The organism is Lachnoclostridium phocaeense (assembly GCF_959599685.1).
Lineage (GTDB): Bacteria > Bacillota > Clostridia > Lachnospirales > Lachnospiraceae > Claveliimonas > Claveliimonas monacensis.
This window is the reverse complement of the sequence record NZ_CAUGIN010000014.1, coordinates 16626-35191: the sequence shown is the minus strand read 5'-3', so window position 1 is coordinate 35191 and position 18566 is coordinate 16626. Positions and strand designations below refer to the sequence as shown.

The following is an 18566-nucleotide window of genomic DNA, read 5'->3' as shown; positions in this document are numbered from 1 at the left end:
CGTCTGTCTGTCTATATTTTTCCCTACACACCTCTGTCGTAGGGGAGCTTTTTAAAATAGTACTTTTTATCCTCCTCCGTGATCTTTCGGATCACTTTCGCCGGATTTCCTCCAACGATCACGCCGTCCGGTACATCTTTTGTCACCACGCTCCCAGAAGCAATCACACAGTCATTGCCGATGGTCACTCCCGGGTTGATCACACTTCGTCCGCCGATCCACACCCGGTCACCGATCCTCACTTCCCTGGCGTACTCCCACTCCGTGCAGCGCGTCTCCGGATGGACCGGATGCCCTGCCGTGTAGATATCCACGTTGGGGCCGATCATCACGTCATGACCAAAGATCACCTTTGCGCAGTCCAGTATGGTAAGGTGTACATTGGAATAAAAGTTGTCGCCGAACACGATATTGCATCCGTAGTCACAATAAAACGGCGCTTCGATCCATGTGTGCTCCGCCTGCTCACCGATCAGTTCCTTCATGATGGAGGCCCGCCTCTCCATATCCGCCGGATCACAAGTATTGTAAAGATATGTCAGATGCTTGGCCCGGATACGGGCCTTATGGAGATCCTGGTCCGCCGCATTGTACAAAAGTCCGGCCAGCATTCGCTCCCTCTGCGTCATCTTCCCATCCATCGAAAATTTCCTCCTTATCTGTCACGTATATCCATCACGCTAAACATTACATCTTTACCGGTCAAAAAGCAAGTTCATTCTGGTATACGTCGTAAAAACATCTGGCACAGAGCTGTCCTGCACCTTCTACATAGTATCTTCTCTCCGAGATATGGCTTTCTCTCCACACCGGGACAGTGCGCCCGCACAGCACACATTTTTCCAGTCTCTCTTCCGGCTCTGCAGCCTGGCGATATACATCCTCCATCCTGCCTGTCCCCTTTCTGATCCGTTCTCTTTTTTACAGTTTATACCAAAAGGGGAACATATATACCACTTTCCCACAGCCCACTTCTACCTGCTCAGCCTTACTTTTATGTAATCATGATGCACGGCCTGCAGAAATTTTCCCAGCACATCCTCTGTCCGCAGTTTGATGCTGGATGTATTAATACAGGGGTGGCAGGCAAAATATTCTTCCTCCAGTACCTCTTCGTCGATCAAAAGCTGGACTTTATTTTCCGGGTCAAAGATCAGACCCATGATCGTAGCGGATCCGGGCGTCACATTCAGATATTTCTCCATATCCTCCCCCGACGCAAAGGACAGGCGTGAGGATGGGATCTGCGGCGACAGCTCCTTTGTCTGCAGATTTTTCCCGCCCGGCATGACCAGAAGATAGTAAGCTGTCTTCTGGCGGTTGCACAGAAACAGATTTTTGCAGATCTCTATCTGCAGTGCCTCATCCACTTCCCTGCATGCCTCGATCGTCATAACCGCCTCGTGGTCTGCCCGGACGTAGGAAATCCCCAGTTCGTCCAGAAGTTCATATACCCTCATCTCTTTTTCCATCCTGTTTCCGGCTGCAGCCGGGCGGCCTTCATAAATCTGCATCACTTTCACTCCTCTGTCTTATTTTTTCTGTTCTTTTCCCCATTATATCCACTTTTTTCTTCCATGACAACGCCCGGTTCCTGCTCCTTGCCCAGCACCGCCTGTATACAGTTTATACACACATGCGTCCCCTCCGGGACGATGCTTCCGCAGATCACACAATAATCCATTCCGTCACTTCCTTCTTCTGCTCCGCAGCACCCATGTCATCAGGACAAGGGAGCCAGCTGCCGCTGCCGCAAGGCCGGGGATATAAGAAATGTCTCCTGTCCTCGGCGCCTCCACCAAAGGCTCATCCAACATCTCCACCTTCTGTTCTTCCCCGGTCTCCTGCAGGGTGAAGTCCACAGGCTTTGCTTTCGTATATCCCTCCGGCGCCTGCTCCTCTGTCAGCACATACTCTCCTGGAGGCAGCCTGTCAAACTGCTTTTCCTCCTCCCCGGAAGTCCAGCTCTCCACCAGCTCCCGCTCTCCGCTGTCCAGCTTTCGCTCCAGTTTCAGTTCAGCCCCCGGCAGATACTGACGGCTGCCTCCATCCAGCTTTGAGATCCGCAGCTTGGTATAATCGTTTTCACATCTCCATACACAGACAGCTTCTCCCTCTATCCGCCCCTGGGCGTCCACATAGATCTCATGGACTGTATCTTCCGGGAGATAACCCGAAAGGGTCGCCACCTCCTGTATACAGTATGTACTGTCCGGCAGAAGATAAGGAATCTCAATTTTACCGTCCTTGTCTGTCTCGTATATCTCTTCCAGCGTATAGTCCGGATCTGGGGAAGCTTCTTCTTCCCCATCCGTCTCCTGGCCCTCCTCCGTATGCTCCTGTTTCAGCCACACTTTAAACTTGACACCTGCCAGCACAGTCTCCCCTTCTGTGCCTTTCTCACATTTGCGTATTACAAGAGAAGTTGGTTCATTATAGACAGTCAGATGCTCCTCCACAACAGGTGTGGTCTGGTCTTTGTATTTCAGTTCCACCTGGTACGTTTCTTCCGCCAGGGCAAATCCCGGGATCTGCCTGGTCTCTTTGATCGTATACTTTCCAAGAAACAGCTCCCCAGATACCGTCTCTCCCCTCTCTGTCGTCAAAGTCCCGGCCAGCTCTCCCTTTTTCAGCCGGACAGTCCCATCCGGTGTCACAATATCCTCCGCTGCACGTATCTCAAATTCTGCGCCCGCCAGATGCTCTTTTTGCCCTGTCTCAAACTTCGCAACACAGATCCTTCCCATGGCATTCTCGTCTGCGAACCGGATTACCAAAGGACTGCCCCAGTCCTTTTCCTCCTCCACGGAAAAAGCCAGCTCTTCCTCACTGAGCAGGTAACCCTCCGGCGCTTTTACTTCCCGCAGATAGTAGCTCCCGTACTTCAGCTTTTCCGGGAAAGTAAAACGCCCTTCCTCATCTGTGACAAATGTATCATATACCTGATACTCTGGATAGCGGGCAGTCATGGTCACCACATGTTTGTCTGCGTCCAGCAGCTGGAACTGCGCCCCTGCCACCGGGATCACTTTCCCTGTGGAGACGTCCACCTTCAACACCTGGATGGGGCTGGTGATCAGGGTATCCTGCCGGTATATGCCGCTGACTGTCACTTGTTCTTCCGCTATCGTGACCTCAAAAGGCTCCACAGGGTTGTACCCTTCCGGCGTCTTTGTCTCTGTCACAAGGTACGTATCATAGACCAGCCTCCCCCTGGGCCAGTCCCTGTCCCTGGTCGTTGCTTTCCCCTCACGGTCTGTCACGATCCGGAGCACTTCCTTCCCCGTAGTTCTGGATGTAAGAGTAAATTCCACGCCTTCGATCCCCTCCAGTACATCTTCCTTTTCCTCTTCGTTCTGGTAGACTTTGATGATCTCCAGGTCTCCCCGGATCACGTCCTCCGCAAAATCCGGCGTCTGGTAGGTCTGCACCTGTTCCCCGGTTCCCTCCGGTGTGATCCGCCGCAGCAGCGTCTCTCCACTTATGTTGTACCCCTGGGGCGCCTTCGTCTCCTGGATCGTCACCGTGCCGAGGGGAAGGAAACATGTGCCCTTTTCATCCCTCCACACCGGGTCTCCTCCCACCAGGAATGCCTCACCCATGCGTACCTCCCCCTTCTCATTGCTTCGCAGCACCCAGGTCCTTGCAGGATCCACGCCCTCCAGCTCCTCCAGACTGTCATAGTCTCCGGGATAAAAGCGGAAGGTAAATTCAGCTCCCTCCAGAGAGGCAGCTCCCTGGGGAGCGTTTCCTTCTTCCTGAAATTCCACCTCCCTGTCGTACTTTTTCAGCAGGACTTCCAGCAGATTTTTCTGAGGAATGTCCTCTGCGTTTACCTGGGCCGTCTGTCCGACCGCCACTTCCACTTTGTACACAGTCTCATCCAGCGCATAGCCTCTGGGCGCCGTCTTCTCCTTCACATAGTAACTTCCTGCATCGACGGCCAGAAGGCCGCTTGTGCCGGAAGCATCCGTTACCAGCTCTCCCACCTGGGCTGTGCACCCGGCGTCTGTGTATACTCCGTAGACAGCTTCCTCCAGGCTGTAGCAGGTATTTCCATCTGTCACGTCTGTCTGGGCAGATATTTTCCGCAGCTGTACATTCCCTTTCGGCCGCTCTTCCAGCCAGACGATATCCTGCTGGTCATTGTAGGCAATATATACCTCATAGCTGCCCAGATTGTCATGGACCTCCGGCGCCCAGGATCCCTGGACAGCAGCTGTGGCATAGTGAACCATATTCTTCACGCCATCCTGCATACTGACGCTAAGCCCGGTAAGGCTCCCCTCGTAGGCATAGCTCAGCGCCGCATGGGCATAAGCGTAGGTATTGTTGTCCGCCTCGTTGTAGATGATCTTCCCATAGGAATCAAACCAGGGATACCCCGGCGCCATCATAAGGAGAGCCTTGATTACATCGTTGTCCAGTTTTGACACCTGGTAGATTCCGGAAGGCGGCGGACTCATAGGCTGCACACAGTAGCCTGTGTACTCTCCCGTCTCGGCTGCCACATAAAATTCTCTTGTGAACCATCCCCCATAGCTGTGGCTGGCACCGTGCGAGATGGTGCACAGGGAGCCCACTGCCGACCTTGGCGTGATCCCACCCTCTGTCACTGCACACCTGTCTGTCTCTTCCCTCTCACTGTCGCGCCCCAGTGTCCAGATGATCTCGTCTTCCTTTGGCCCATTCTCCCCCTCACTCTCCTCTGCCGCCCGGAGATGGAGCACAGCACTACACAAAATGATTACTGACAAAAAAAGCACACACCATTTTACACGTAAAACTTTCTTCAATTATGTTTACCTCCGTTTTTCTATAAAATCCCTGTCATCAGAAGTCAAAGTGCTTTTTGCAGACCACCTCCCGTCTCGGCTGAATCTGAGTTTGTTTCTGGTAATTGTCCGGCGAAACGCCTGATTAAAAAATAGAATAAATGATAAAACAAGAATAGCAGAACTGCTTTTCTATACGTACAAAGTTAACATAGCATTTCAGAAAATGCAAGAAAAAAATAAATTTATCTATATTTTTACAGCTGTATCTGGCGGCACAGCTATAAGAAGAGCATCCGGCCGCCCCGGCACTAAATCCCCAGCTCTTCAAACAGTGCGCGGAACTTTTCTGCATCCTGCATGGTGTGTTTCCACCCGTACCGTTTCCTGTCCACCTGCCATCCCTCTCGTGTCCACAAAACTTCCACGCCCTCTCCGGCCAGAAGATTTTTCTGCATGTCAAATGTGTCAAAGGCCGCCGCTCCGCTCAAAAGCCCCCTGCTGTTGACCACTCTGTGGGCAGGGATCTCTTCTCCCAGCCTTCCCTTGTTGAGCGCATACCCTACCTGCCTTGCATTTTTCGGCTTCCCGCACAGCAGGGCGATCTGTCCGTAGGAGGCCACTGTCCCCCGGGGAATGGCCCTGCACACAATGCCAGCTCTCTGATAAAAATCCACCTTTTCTACTCCTTTATAAATACATATTCTTCCGGTCCGGACAATTCCTCCCTGAATCGGTATCCCAGATGGTCAAATCCTTTTGCGTCCTCCGGATCCGCGGCGCCTGTCTGCGCCAGATAGCGGACCATTTCTCCTCTGGCCATCTTGGCCAGCGTGCCCTTCTGCCGCACCTTCCCGTCTGTCAGTTCCCCAAAGACGCAGGTCACAAACCTGTCGCCCGGAACCCGATATTTTTCTACACATCTGGAGTACTCTTTGGATGCCAGATTGAGAATGGTCCCGTCCCCCTCTGCCACTGCCCGGTAAATCCTATCTCCCCAGAATTCATACAAATCCCTGGTTCCGGCAACCGTCGCCTTTGCCTGCATTTCCAAACGGTAGGGCGTGACACCATCCAGTGGGCGCACCACTCCGTAAAATCCCGAGAGGATACGAAGATGCTCCTGAATGTAAGAGATCTCCCTCTCCTCAAACACTGCCGGTGCCATATACTGGTACTGGATGCCCTCGTAGGAGAGGATGGCCGGTGTCAGTCCTCTCTCCAGATCCATATCCTGGAACCTTCGGAAGTTCTCCTTCGCAATGGCGTCACTGCACTTCCAAAGCTCCTTGGCCTCCTGATATGTCAATTTCTGTATCCAGTCCGCCAGCTGCCTGGCCTCCGCAAGAAAAACCGGAAGTTCCCGGCAAGGATACAGGTCTGGCTCACTTTTCATCTTCTTGGCCGGTGAAATAATGATCTTCATATCCGCTTCCTCCTGTCCTGTTCTGTACAGTCTTCTGTCTGACCTGCCATCTGATCCGACGGACAGTTCTCTGGCTGCAGGGACAGCAGCCATTCAATCCCCTCCGCCACGCCGTCTTCATCATTGGATCGGGTGACATGGTCCGCCGCCTGCAGGCATCCCTGTGATCCGTTGGCAACTGCAATCCCTATCCCCGCAAAGGCAAGCATGCCCCTGTCGTTGTCCCCATCGCCGAAAGCCGCGGACTCCGTCTGCTCCAGCCCAAGGTATTCCAGCAGAAACCGAAGGGCTGAATCCTTGCCTGCATCTTTGTAGGAAATCTCCAGAAGCTGCGGCACAGAGGAAGTCACATAGATATCCGGCACCTCCTTCTCCAGAAGCTGCCACAGTCTGCGTTTTTTCTCCTCGCCCTTCACTACCACATCCAGACAATCCAACTTTCCCGCCGCTCCGCCAGTCCGGATAAACGTCTCCATGTCCTCCACCGGCTCCCGTGTCCTGCGTATATAATCAATAGCCGCCGGCATAGCTCCGAACCGCACCGGATCTTCCACATAGGCGCTTTGGGCGTAGGCTTTCCCGTCTATGAACGCCTCATAGGCCACCTGCTCATCCTCCATGAGAAGGAGGATCTTCTCCACCGACTCTTCTGTCAGCACAAATTTACGCAGATACGTTCCTGTATGTACATCCACCACTGCTGTTCCGTTGGAAGTGATAACATAGCGGACTTCGGGGATTCGCAGGATCTCCCCGGGCAGGGAGTCAAAAGAACGCCCACTGGCAGGGATCACACAGATGCCGCTTTGGGCCGCCCGCACAAGAGCCCGCCTTGTCCTTTCACTCAGTACACCTTGGCTGTTCAGCGTAGTGCCGTCCAGATCCAGGGCAATGCTTGTGATCTTCATGTTCTGGTCTCCTCCTGTTCTGTCTGCTGATGTCCGTGCTTTGCTGCTCAGATAAATTTATCATACCTTTTCTGCCCGATGTATGCAACAAAATCACAGATCTTCCTGCAACGCCCGCATCATCTGCACACCTTCCGTATCTTCTTCTCATCTGCATCCGGGTACAGCTCTCTGACCCGGTCCATGATCCTCTGCCCTGACTTCTCCGGCGCTTCCCTATAGGCCGCAGATACCATCTCATATCCCCACAGTGTCTCCGGTCTTACATAGACAGACGCAGCCATCCCGTAAGTCTGACCTTTGCGGTTCCTCTTCTGTCGAAAGTCTCTGGTCACCAGATAGGTCTGCATCTGCAGCTCCGTCACTATGCCGCTGAAGTTCTTCTCCCCTCCTTTTCCAAATCCGGCATCCTTTTTCAGTTCATAGGATGCATACGTCTCCCCCTCATCAAATAGATCCATGATCTTCTTACTTCGATATCCGGCCAGGCCGTCCTCCCACCTGGCATCAAAGTCATAGCCGTCCCGCCTGTAATTAGCGAAATACGGGAACCATTTCAGGGAGATAAATCCCGCCTTTTTGTTGAAAAATTTCCCGTAGGCCACTTTCTCACTTCTGGCGATCATAGCTCTCCACTCCCAGGGATCCTGCTTTGGATCTCCTGTCCACCAGAAAAGAGGCGAGGTCTTCTCCTCCACCGAAAATCCGTCCACCTCATTTTTAAAAAGAGGCAAAAATCCAACCTGCTCTACATAGTCTGTCAATTCTCTCCAGGACCGGATGCGCTCCCGGCTGTCCCAGTCCATTCCGTGAAGAATCCACTCTCCATTTTCCACCGCCATGGTCATCATCTCCTCTGCAGCGATCTCGTTTTCAATCTATTTCTTCCACTTCCCCCAAGGCCCTGAGGAACTGCTTTCGCCCGTAGCTTACAAACTCCACCTCGATCATCATCTCGTCCCCGCCCACAATGACCCCTTCTCCGTATTTCCGATGGCGGGCTCTCCTTATCTTCCTTACCTCCGGATCAGTTTCTTCCCCGTAGGACTTCTCCGGGCAGTGTTCCTCTTTGCAGGGCTTCTGCTCTTGCTGTCTTCTTCTCATCCCGGCCGCCACCTCTCTTCTTAGTTCCTGTAGGCTGGCTCTCTTCTCCTCCTGACTGCGCAGTTCTCTCCAGTCCAGAAGATGCTCCGGGATCATCCGCAGATAGGGACTGTATCCCTCCAGAACTCCAGGTTCTCCCGGGTTCGTGTAGTAGGACAGTTCCAGGTGATTCCTGGCTCTTGTGATCCCCACAAAGAAAAGCCGTCTCTCCTCTTCCTCTTGCTCAAAGTTCTGGCACCGCAGGGGGATCAGTCCCTGATTCATACCGATCAAAAACACCGTGTCAAACTCCAGTCCCTTGGAGGCATGGAGGGTCATCAGCCGGACGCCATCCCCTTCTTTTTCGTCTCCCTTTAGAAATTCCAGGCCATAGAGCATAGAGCTGTCCAGGAAACGGCGCAGATTCTCCATAAAGGTCCCATCCCTTCCCTGGCAGAACCGGCAGATATGCTCCAGAAGTCTCATCACTTCCTCCGCATCCCTTTCGCAATCGGCGGAAGTTGGGTGCAGCTGTTCCCTGAGGTCAAAGTAGTCAAACAGCCACTGGGGGCAGACCTGTCCCTGCAATTCTTCCACCGCCCCGGCAAACCCGGTCATCCGGTCCAGAAGAGGGGAAACTTCTTTCTCCCGCCCCTCCACAATGGCAGCCGCTTTTTTCAGACTGATCTTTCTTCCATACCTCCGGTCCGCCAGCACCTGTATCCCTGTCTGGCTGTCAGCGGGATTGACGGAAAACTTAAGGATCTTTACCAGATAGTCAAGCACCGGCACATCTCCCAGGGTCCTTTTCAGCGACAGACTGCAGGGAATACCCGCTCTTTGAAAGACCTTCTCAAGAACTTCGGCCTGTCTCTGGAGACGGTAAAAGACGGCTATCTCCCTGTAGTCCAGGCCATCTGCGTGGAGCTTTTCTATCCGATCAGCCAGATACTCCGCCTCCTGGAAAGGATCGTAGTGGTTGCGCACAGCAATCCTTTCCTGTGTCCTTCGCGCACCCTCGATCTTTCCTCCGAACTGCAGAAAACGGTTGGCCGCCTCCAGGATGGACGCATTAGAACGGTAGTTCACCGGAAGGGAGAGTTCTTTTGCCTGAAATCTGTGTTTGAGCAGGAAGAACATATTCTCCGTCGTGCCCCGCCAGCTGTAGATCACCTGGTTCGGATCCCCCACCGCAAAGAGCCGCGACCGGCGCTCTCCCTCTCTGTCCGTTCCAAGCGCCTCCAGAAAGTCCAGCTGCAGGACGTCACTGTCCTGCACTTCATCCACAATGATCCACTCCGGGCAGTTGTCTTCTCTGCGCAGAAGAGCCGTGCTGACCTGGATCAGATCCGAAAAAGTCATCTTGTTCTGCCGCTTTTTCTCCTGTTCAAACAGGGGAAAAAGCTGAAACAGATCGTCTCCGTATCTCGATGTCTTCCCCTGCTGCCAGGAGGTACGCTCCTGCTCCAGCCGCTTTTTCAGCCTGTTTTTGTACTTGATCTTCAGTCCTCTCTGTGCTGCAAGACCCAGGGCCAGCTCCGTCTCTTCATCCGGGTCCATGACAGAAAAATCTCCTGTCCATCCTTCCCTCTCCAGAGGAAGGCAATTTTTCAGGAGAAAAAGCGCCACGCTGTGAAATGTCCCGAAACGGGCTGTCTCTTCCTCTGTGACTGAGGGTTCCCGCTCCAAAAGTCTCTGAATGATCTCGCCTGCCGCCTTGTTTGTGAACGTAAGTACCACCATATTCTCCAGGGGAACCTTTTTTTCAAAATGCAGATAAAGGATCTTCTCAATAAGTACTGTCGTCTTTCCGCTGCCTACATTGGCATTGACCACACAGGCAGGGCTCGCATCCAGCACTGTCTCCCTCTGGTACGCGTTTAACTGGTGTGTACGGATCTTACAGAACCTCTCTTTTTGTTTCTCACGAAAGTCGGTCATCGTATCTGCGCCTCAGCTTTCCCTTTGTCTTTTCCACTCGCTCCCCGTCTTCCTCCACGCGGAATTCCACCCTCATATCTGCCGGGCAGGATACGTAGCGGCGCAGAGTGCTTTCTAACCACCGCCGGTTGTTCGGATCATCCATCCACGTCCCGTAAAAGCGGCTTCCCAGCGTCAGGATCAGGCAGTGTCCTTCTATCTCCACTTTTTGGATCATACCCAGGAACGCGCCGCCCCTCTCTTTGCTTCTCACTACTGTGTCGCAGAAGGCTGGCCACTGATCCGCCAGATTGAAAAAGGAGAATGCTTTCTCTAAAGCAGGCGCTTCCACCCCGGCCTTTTTGCCATGAAAATCCGGCGGCGCAGTCTGCTCTCTTAAATTTTCCAACCCCCACAGGACCATTTTCTTGTCCAGACTGTAATCCCCCACGCAGGCAGGACATCCATCCTCACAGGCACATCCTCCCACCATCCGAACAGCGGCGTCCACGATCTGGGGCACCAGGTCATAGATCTTCTCCGAGTACCCAAGCCCTCCCTCATATTTGTCGTAAATATAGAGACAGACTTCCTCTCCTGTCCTGCCATTTGGAATGAGGGCATTGTTGGATACGATCACATCAATGTCATCCCGCTCTGTCATGGTCACCATCATAGCCGCATTCTTTATAGCCCAGGCCATTCCCTCAAAATGATTGTTCAGTGTCAGCTCTCCGTTCCTTGCAGGCGCTAAAAGGCTGCGGTAGGTCCACACCACATTCTCCGGGATCGTGATCCAGGTACTCTCTGTGTCGTAGTCTTTCTGCAAGGGGACTGTCAGAGAAGTATAACCCAGATTCTGGTGGTTGTGAAACTGGAGCTTTTTGTACATGGAGACCACTTCATTTACATTGATGTCCCCAAAACAAATATGGCTCCTCTCAAAGTCCTCCTCCTGGAACACCTGCAGGATCCTTGTCTCCTGGGTTCCCCCAGGCACAGTGTAATAATTGCCCTCAAAGGGCACTGCCTCCGCTGTCCGGCTTACAAGATCCAGCTTCAGCACCTCGTAGAGCTCCCCGTCGTGCATGTAGACCGCCCCCGGATGGAGCTCGTGGTAGGCCTGGGACTCATCCATCTCGGTGATCTCACGCATGGTCCCGCTTCCCTCCTCGCAAAGAAGCAGTTTAAACCGGGTCTTATCCATGTTCCTCAGACTGTAATCCCCTGCCGGAAAAGCAGATCCTGACCAGGCAAACCGGCCTGACAGGGCGCGGACCTCCTCTGCATTCAGGAGCACAGGTATCACCTCACCCAGATCCGGAAAAAGGGCTGCATCGTCCAGAGAGAGGGGCAGCTCTGCCGCAGCTGCCCGGATATGCGACAGCTGGATCAGCAGATTATCCGGGTCTACGATCGCATTCTCGCTGCCTCCGGCAAAAAGCCAGTCCGGGTCAACGGCAATGTACTGATCAAAAGGCTGGTTTTCCAGGATCAGATAATTCACACACTTCTCTCCGTTTCTTCCGGCCCGCCCGGTCTGCTGCCAGAAGGAAGCACGTGTCCCCGGGTATCCCACGATCACTGTGGAGTCCAGCTTTCCGATATCAATTCCCAGCTCCAGCGCATTGGTAGACACAAGACCAAGCAGTTCCCCATTGGTCATCTTCCCCTCGATCTGCCTTCTCTCCTGTGGGGTATATCCCCCTCTGTATCCGGCGATCCGGGAGCTGTCCGCCCCGGCCAGAAATCCGGCCTCATCCAGTCTGTCCCTGGCCTCCTTTAAAATAACTTCCACATTTCTCCTGCTTTTCCCAAAGGCAATAAAATGATGCTCCTCCTCCGCAAGAATAGGGATCAATTCTGCTGCCACAGAGGACGCTGACTGCCTGCCATACTCCTTATCATTGCGGCCCTTAATGCAAGGAGGCTGAAGGATCCGGTACTCCTTCTCCGGAGCCGGCGCTCCGTCTCTGCTGACCAGAGCAAAGGACACGCCGCAGATCTTTCGTGCCAGCTCCACCGGGTTTGCAATGGTGGCGGAGCTGCACAGAAACTGGGGCTGGGACCCATAGTATCCGCAGACTCGTTTCATCCTGCGGAAAATATTGGCAAGGTGAGCTCCAAAGGCTCCCCGATAGCTGTGAAGTTCATCGATCACCACATATTTCAGATTGGCAAAAATAAAATCAAATCCGTATTTACTGTGGTTGGGCAGAAAAGCTCCATTGAGCATCTCCGGGTTAGTGAGGATAATGTTCGCATTCTTGCGTATCCTGCTCCTCTCTGCAGGCATGGTATCCCCATCATACACTCCCGCCGAGATCCGTCCCTCCCCGAAATACTCCAGTACCGGGCGCAGTGCCCGGTACTGGTCGCTTGCCAGAGCCTTTGTGGGATAGACAAAAATAACCCTCGTCAGAGGGTCCTTAAGGATCGCCTGCAGCACAGGCAACAAAAAGCTCAGAGTCTTACCGCTGGCCGTGGATGTCGTGATCACCACATTCTCTCCGCTGGCCGCCTTCTCGAACATCTCTGCCTGGTGGATATAGAGACGGGAAATGCCCTGCTTTTCCAGATAGGAACCGATTTCCGGAAGGAGGTCTCCGGGGAAATCCGCATACTCCCCCGCCCGCGCCGGAACTGTCTTTGTATAGATTGTCAGGTCTTCGCTTGTCTGTTCTCGCACTGTAGCCACTTCCTTTTTCGAACATGTGTTTGTTCAAGTATCATAACATATTGTGTCGCCGGATACAATCCTCAATGCAGCCTTTTTTCCATAATCTCGTATACAAGCACCGCCCCGTCGAAAACAGACATGCTCTGGTGGGAGACCGTCCTATACCCGAGCTTCTCGTAAAAGCAGCAGGCCGGGAGAGAGGCATCCAGCACTGCCCTGTCATGGTGCTTGCGGATTTCCTTTTCCAGTTCCCCCATGATCCAGGCGCCGTATCCCTTTCCCTGGAACTCAGGCAGCACATACACTCTTGTAACGTGCTCCTCCTCCAGGCTCCCGGTTCCGATGATGCGCCCGTCCAATCGCAGCACCCACACCTTCCCCTCCAGTATATCCTGCGAAATCCTGTCCTTGCTGTGAAACATAGCGAAAAAATCTGCCACTGCCTGCGGATAATATTTGGGGTAAACTGTCCGCACTGTCTTCTGCACCAGTTCCGAAATTTCCCTGGCGCTGGTCTTCCCCGCCTTCACAAACGAAACGGTCGGCTCATATGCAGGGCTGCCCAGCGATTTCTGAACACTCTCTATCCTCTCCCGGACCTTGCGCACTTCAACCTTCTTCCAAGCTTCCAGCAGAGGGATAAACTCTCTTTTCCCGCTGTTTCGGATCATTTCCAGCACATCAAACACCACCTGCCGGTTAATATCCTTCATCCTGGTGATGACAGACTGTTCCCCCTCGCTCAGGGCACGGCAAAATTCTGCGTAAATCTCTTCCGCAAACGTCTTCTCCTCAATCCCCCATCCTTTTTCGGAAAAAACAAGCATGGGAAGCCTTCCGCTGTACTCAATCCGCAGATAGTCCTCCTCCAGAGTCCAGTCCACTCTTCTGGATATTTCTTCCATCGTCAGGCTGCGGTAATATCCGTATACAGGACACTCATCCAGGTGATGCTCCAGGATTTTCTTATCTTTGGAGCCCTTCAGTATTTTCACCAGCATGCTTCGTCCTCCCACACCGATCAGCTCATCCGCCGCCCGCAGAATGGCCCGTATCTCCTCGTCCCTCAATTTTACAACATCTCCCGAGTCCAAGGATACCCCGACTCTCTGCCGTCTTCTTCCCATAAAGACCTCCTAAAATCCAGCCCGTCCAAGCTCGTCCATCATGGCGGATCTGCGCCGGTACTTTTGTTTCCATTCGTCTGCAATCTTCCGGGCAATGTCCTCTCCGTCAGGATATCTCTTTATCTTCTTTAAATATACCACAAGCTCCTTATACATTTTCCTGTAGGATGTCCTCTCCGCCTGACTCTGCACATAGCGGATATACATATCCCTTACTCGCTCCGGGAAATGCTCCTTCAGCACTTTTTCATACTGGTCAAGCCGGCTGATCCATCCTTCCCTCTCTATTTCCGCCAGAAGCCGCCCGTACAATTTCTCATGCTCCAGCAGCATAAACTTCACAGGCTCTCTTCCCGACTGCTCCAGATATTTCTCCCGGTATCCGTTCCATTCCTGTTCAGTACATATTTTTTTTAGTCTCATAAGACGTTCCAGGTCGCTCTGTCCGCAGTGAAACACATTCCAGAGAAGTTCCTTCCTGTAAGAAACCTGATCTCCCATCCTTTCATAGATGTCGATCAGCTTCTGACTGTAATCCGACACCAGGCCGCACTTGTCCTTATCCAGCTCTTTGCTCTCTCTCAGCACCTCCGCAGCCTTATCATAGTCTCTATCCTGCTGGTACTCTCTGACTTCCTGCATGCGTATCCCGGAGAATTGTCGGTACTGGTCTCTGTACGTCCGTATGTCCTGCCTGGAATATCCCAGACGCTCCATAATGCTGATCCGGCGCAGGACCGCCTCCTCACACTGATATCCGGCATACCAGTCCTTGTCCACGCTCTGCTCCAGCTCCCTGATCTGTCCATCCAGATCCCGCAGCTGTTCGTGGAGCAGCTCCTCATTTCCAAACTCGCTTATCATGAACTCTTCCATGACATCCTGCAGGTAGTCCAGGACATACCATTTCCGATGCTCCTGAAACCACCGGATCATTTCTTCCTCTTCCCTCTCATCTGACGCATCCAGTATCCGGCGCCACATCTCATAGCACGCGCCTGCCACCTCCATCGTCCCACCATCAGAATCGTCCATATCCCTGGTCCCAATTTCGTGGAAGACATGATTGGTCAGTTCAAATGCCTCCTTCAGACAATTTCTCCCGATCAGCTCAGGCACGTGCTCGTATAGGACATCCTGTAATTCACATGCATAATCATAGGCTTCCTCATAGTCCACAAAGCCGCTCTGGTCAGAGTGTCGCCATCCGATCTCATCCACCTCTTTTTCCAGACGCACAAGCATCATCGGATCCCTGGGTCCGTATTTTGTCAGGAGAGTATTGCAAAAAGATGTATCCTGACGCGCCAGGGATATGACAATACCCCGCAGCTCCTCCTCAGGAATAGACGCTACGATTTCCTGTATCTGATCCTCTTTTTTATTTTTGCTTTTCTTTGCTTTATCAGCCCGGTCTCTCCCGTCACGGTTCCCGGAATTTAGGTTCTCCACATCGCCCTCCCCCACCGCGTAGAGCACTGCCGCCATATGCTTGCAGTAATTGCCGTCGTCCGCATAAGGGCAGTCACAGTACATTTCTGCAATCTCATCCCCATCCAGCTCAATCTCCACCTCATAGTCCTCTGTTCCCGACACAGTGGCCCTATAGCCTGTAGGCGTTGTGGTGAGAGACTGTACCGCACCGTCCTTATAATAGTTCCAGCCCCGCTCCAGGATGCGGGGAAGAAAATATTCCTGCCAGTTTTTCATTGGTGTTCTCCGTTCTTGAGCTATATTAAATTTTTATGCTACTGCATTGATCATATATCATCGCCAAAGTTTTTTTAATACTAACACATCCTTATCAACGATTTCAATCTCGTCTCCTCTTTATCACACAAAAAGACCCGCTTTTTGTTATTTCCATTTTAACAAAAAGCGAGTCCAATAAAACGAACTTCCACGTCCTCTATCCGCTTATTCTGAATAAAATTTTATTTCTTCCTCACCGGAAAATACACCTCCGTCTCCCACTCCTCCGGGGAAAGGGTGTCAAACTGGGTCCTGAGATAGAGCTCAAAGGGCTCCCCCGCCATCTCATAGCCGTTCTCCATGATCCAGGAGACCACCGCCCCGTAGGCCTCCGAGAGGGTGGAGTAGCTGCCCCTGTGGAGCGTCATGGCGCACAGGCGGGGCTCCATCACCTCATCCGCCTTGTCCTTCTCTTTTATTCCGATAAAGAGCTCAATGTCCGAAGATTCCCGGTCAAACTCCTTATCGTAGTACCTGGATCCGTTTATTCCGGTGGGGGTGACCCGCTCCTTTGGCACCCGCTCAAAGAGGGGGCTGTAGTACTTCCCGAATTCATCCACACTCATCATGGCCCGGTTTGTCAGCACATTCATGGCCGGCGAGTCTTTCACTTCGATCCTGTAGCCTTTCTGGTATGTCATCATGTCACCTGTCCTTTCAAATACAGAAATATGCGTCTGGAGCTCGTTCAGGATGATGGCTCTCTCCTGCTGCTCCTGCTTGAGTCTCTCTTTCTGCTGCCGCAGCCTGACCAGCATTTCTCTATCATCCGAAAGGGTGAGGAGCTTTTGGATTTCATCCAGCGAAAAGCCGTAGCGTTTCAGGCGCTGGATATAGTTCATGGCATCGATCTGCTCCGCTTCATAGTAGCGGTACCCCGTCAGCGCGTCCACCTTTGCAGGCGTCAGAAGACCGATCCTGTCATAGTGGTGCAGCGTCTTGACGCTCACCTGGCATATTCTTGAAAATTCACCGATCTGAAGCATGTTCCTCTTCCCCTTTCTGCTGGCATTGATCCGGATCTGATGACAGTGTATCCCCTGCCCCAGGTGGAGGGTCAACCCCTTTTTTGAAATTTTTCCTTTTTCCTCCCAAAGTCCCCTTTCAAAGCCATAGTCTACATTACAGCTCCCTTAAGCCGCCTCTCAAAGGCAGCTACCAGTTCTCCCTCGTTCTCATATCCGCCCACCAGCAGATAACGTCTCCTTCCTCTCTTTTTGTTCGGATACTCTACCTGGCATATCACACGCCAGCCATTTCCCGCCATCCGCATCTTCTCCACTGACAGAATCTGCGTCTCCACCCCGGTAAGACTTGGCCTCTGCCGCATATATCTCTCCAGGATATGGCTTGTCTTCATATTTTTCTTTGCCTTCTGCATCTGAAAGAGCATCTGGACAAATCCGATCGGCCCCCTCTGGCAGCCGACAAATTTTCGGATGTCCACTGCAAAGAGCCTGCCCTCGTCATCCTGGCAGAACACCGTGCAGTACTGATGGACTTTCCGGCCGATCTTTCTTGCCAGAAAGACGGTCAGAGCCACTCCCCCGATGCAGGCCGCAAGAGAGACTTCGGCTACAGGTCCGCCAAGGATCAAAGCCATCAGGGTAACCCCGCAGGGCAGAGCAATGGCCGCAACAGCCAGTCCGATCACGGACAGCGTAATACCCGCCGCAAAATGATCCTTCTCTCTCACCTGCTCTTCCATCCATATTCTCATAGTTCCCTGATATCCCTTAAAAGGGCCTCCACTTCCTCATCTTTTGTGCTCCAGCTTGTGCAGAAGCGGACACAGAAACGGCCGTCCTCCGTCCGGAACTGGTTTTCGAATATATGGTTCTTTGCCAGCTTTTCTTTCTGCTCTTCTGTCAGCAGGACAAACTGCTGGTTAGTCGGGCTCTCGATATAAGACGGTATGCCTTTCTCGGCAAAAGCCTGCCGGATCTGCATGGCATAGCGGTCCGCCTGCTCTGTGATCGCAAAATATGTGCCGTCTTTGAACAGAGTGTAGAACTGAAGTCCCAGCACCCAGCCTTTTGCCAGCAGTCCCCCATTCTGCTTCATATAATTGCGGAAATGATCCTTCAGCTCCTCATTTACGATCACCACAGCCTCTCCCATCATGGCACCGCATTTTGTGCCGCCGATGTAGAAAATGTCCGCTGCCGCCGCAATATCCGCCAAAGTCACGTCATTTCCCTCCGCGCCCAGGCCGTAACCCATCCTGGCGCCGTCCACCATCAGATAAAGTCCGTACTCCCGGCAGACCCGGCTGATCCCGGAGAGCTCTTCCTTTGTGTAGATGGTGCCGTACTCAGACGGGAAGGACAGGAATACCATCTTAGGCTGCGTCACGTGTTCCGGGACATCGCTTGTCCGGTAGCTCTCCGCCTCCTTCTCCACAGCTGCCGCCGTAATCTTTCCGTCCACTCCCGGAACCACGTGGATCTTGTGGCCTGTGTTCTCCACTGCACCGGTCTCGTGAACCTGGATATGTCCTGAGTCAGCACAGATGATCCCCTGGTAAGGGCGGAGCGCAGCGGCGATCATTGTGTAGTTCACCTGGGTTCCTCCCAGCATAAAATGTATGTCCGCATCCACACCTCCCAGGTACTTCCGGATCTCCCCGGCCGCCTTCCGGCACCACTCGTCCAGCCCATAGCCTTCATAGCTGCTGTCATTTGTATCTGCAAATGCCTGCAGGATAGCCGGGTGAGCCCCATGATTATAATCGTTGTTCCATCTAATCATTTTTTCGCCTCCCATTTCCAATCTATCCTCTATTTTATATAATATAACTCCCTCCCGCAATCCGAAAATTTTCCGTCTATCATTTCCACGGTGTTTATGCTATCGTAAAGGCGTAAAAGAAAGACCATGCCGGTATCTCCCGGC

The 18566-nt window shown here is 52.8% G+C and carries 16 protein-coding genes; all 16 read right to left on the bottom strand.

Going from position 1 to position 18566, the window contains the following annotated elements; all coding sequences use genetic code 11:
• Nucleotides 1-23: 23 nt before the first annotated feature.
• Complete coding sequence (locus tag Q5911_RS08030) at nucleotides 24-641, bottom strand: sugar O-acetyltransferase (RefSeq protein WP_331592145.1); 618 nt, start codon at nucleotides 639-641, stop codon at nucleotides 24-26.
• A 61-nt stretch (nucleotides 642-702) separates the two neighbouring features.
• On the bottom strand, nucleotides 703-888 hold the full coding sequence (locus tag Q5911_RS08025) for a hypothetical protein (RefSeq protein ID WP_076779250.1): 186 nt from the start codon (nucleotides 886-888) through the stop codon (nucleotides 703-705).
• A gap of 86 nt (nucleotides 889-974) precedes the next feature.
• Nucleotides 975-1514, bottom strand: coding sequence for a prolyl-tRNA synthetase associated domain-containing protein (locus Q5911_RS08020; protein WP_281725861.1), 540 nt, complete (start codon nucleotides 1512-1514; stop codon nucleotides 975-977).
• 5 nt (nucleotides 1515-1519) lie between these two features.
• The gene (locus Q5911_RS08015) at nucleotides 1520-1684 is read right to left on the bottom strand and encodes a hypothetical protein (RefSeq protein ID WP_226394903.1); all 165 of its coding nucleotides are present in this window, start codon (nucleotides 1682-1684) and stop codon (nucleotides 1520-1522) included.
• A 4-nt stretch (nucleotides 1685-1688) separates the two neighbouring features.
• Entirely contained in the window at nucleotides 1689-4796 is a 3108-nt protein-coding gene (locus Q5911_RS08010; RefSeq protein ID WP_303182276.1) for a SpaA isopeptide-forming pilin-related protein, read from the bottom strand.
• 290 nt (nucleotides 4797-5086) lie between these two features.
• The gene (locus Q5911_RS08005; RefSeq protein ID WP_303182274.1) at nucleotides 5087-5452 is read right to left on the bottom strand and encodes an MGMT family protein; all 366 of its coding nucleotides are present in this window, start codon (nucleotides 5450-5452) and stop codon (nucleotides 5087-5089) included.
• A 5-nt stretch (nucleotides 5453-5457) separates the two neighbouring features.
• The gene (yaaA, locus tag Q5911_RS08000; RefSeq protein ID WP_076779258.1) at nucleotides 5458-6201 is read right to left on the bottom strand and encodes a peroxide stress protein YaaA; all 744 of its coding nucleotides are present in this window, start codon (nucleotides 6199-6201) and stop codon (nucleotides 5458-5460) included.
• Nucleotides 6198-7109 carry a Cof-type HAD-IIB family hydrolase gene (locus tag Q5911_RS07995; RefSeq protein WP_303182272.1) on the bottom strand — a complete coding sequence of 304 codons (912 nt, stop codon included), beginning with the start codon at nucleotides 7107-7109 and terminating at the stop codon, nucleotides 6198-6200. The genes yaaA and Q5911_RS07995 overlap by 4 nt, the downstream gene beginning before the upstream one ends.
• 119 nt (nucleotides 7110-7228) lie before the next feature.
• Nucleotides 7229-7951 carry an AlkZ-related protein gene (locus Q5911_RS07990; RefSeq protein ID WP_303182270.1) on the bottom strand — a complete coding sequence of 241 codons (723 nt, stop codon included), beginning with the start codon at nucleotides 7949-7951 and terminating at the stop codon, nucleotides 7229-7231.
• A 31-nt stretch (nucleotides 7952-7982) separates the two neighbouring features.
• Nucleotides 7983-10133 carry an ATP-dependent helicase gene (locus Q5911_RS07985; RefSeq protein ID WP_303182268.1) on the bottom strand — a complete coding sequence of 717 codons (2151 nt, stop codon included), beginning with the start codon at nucleotides 10131-10133 and terminating at the stop codon, nucleotides 7983-7985.
• Complete coding sequence (locus Q5911_RS07980; RefSeq protein WP_303182266.1) at nucleotides 10117-12801, bottom strand: DEAD/DEAH box helicase; 2685 nt, start codon at nucleotides 12799-12801, stop codon at nucleotides 10117-10119. The genes Q5911_RS07985 and Q5911_RS07980 overlap by 17 nt, the downstream gene beginning before the upstream one ends.
• 71 nt (nucleotides 12802-12872) lie before the next feature.
• A complete protein-coding gene (locus Q5911_RS07975; RefSeq protein WP_303182264.1) occupies nucleotides 12873-13919 on the bottom strand; it encodes an RQC-minor-1 family DNA-binding protein in 1047 nt (348 codons plus the stop codon).
• 9 nt (nucleotides 13920-13928) lie between these two features.
• On the bottom strand, nucleotides 13929-15629 hold the full coding sequence (locus Q5911_RS07970; protein WP_303182262.1) for an SWIM zinc finger family protein: 1701 nt from the start codon (nucleotides 15627-15629) through the stop codon (nucleotides 13929-13931).
• A 224-nt stretch (nucleotides 15630-15853) separates the two neighbouring features.
• Nucleotides 15854-16657: a MerR family transcriptional regulator gene (locus Q5911_RS07965; RefSeq protein ID WP_303182260.1), complete on the bottom strand. Its 804-nt coding sequence runs from the start codon at nucleotides 16655-16657 to the stop codon at nucleotides 15854-15856.
• 131 nt (nucleotides 16658-16788) lie between these two features.
• Nucleotides 16789-17391 carry a hypothetical protein gene (locus Q5911_RS07960; RefSeq protein WP_303182258.1) on the bottom strand — a complete coding sequence of 201 codons (603 nt, stop codon included), beginning with the start codon at nucleotides 17389-17391 and terminating at the stop codon, nucleotides 16789-16791.
• The gene (locus Q5911_RS07955) at nucleotides 17388-18422 is read right to left on the bottom strand and encodes a threonine aldolase family protein (protein WP_303182257.1); all 1035 of its coding nucleotides are present in this window, start codon (nucleotides 18420-18422) and stop codon (nucleotides 17388-17390) included. Before Q5911_RS07955 ends, Q5911_RS07960 begins: the two co-directional genes overlap by 4 nt.
• Nucleotides 18423-18566: the final 144 nt, after the last annotated feature.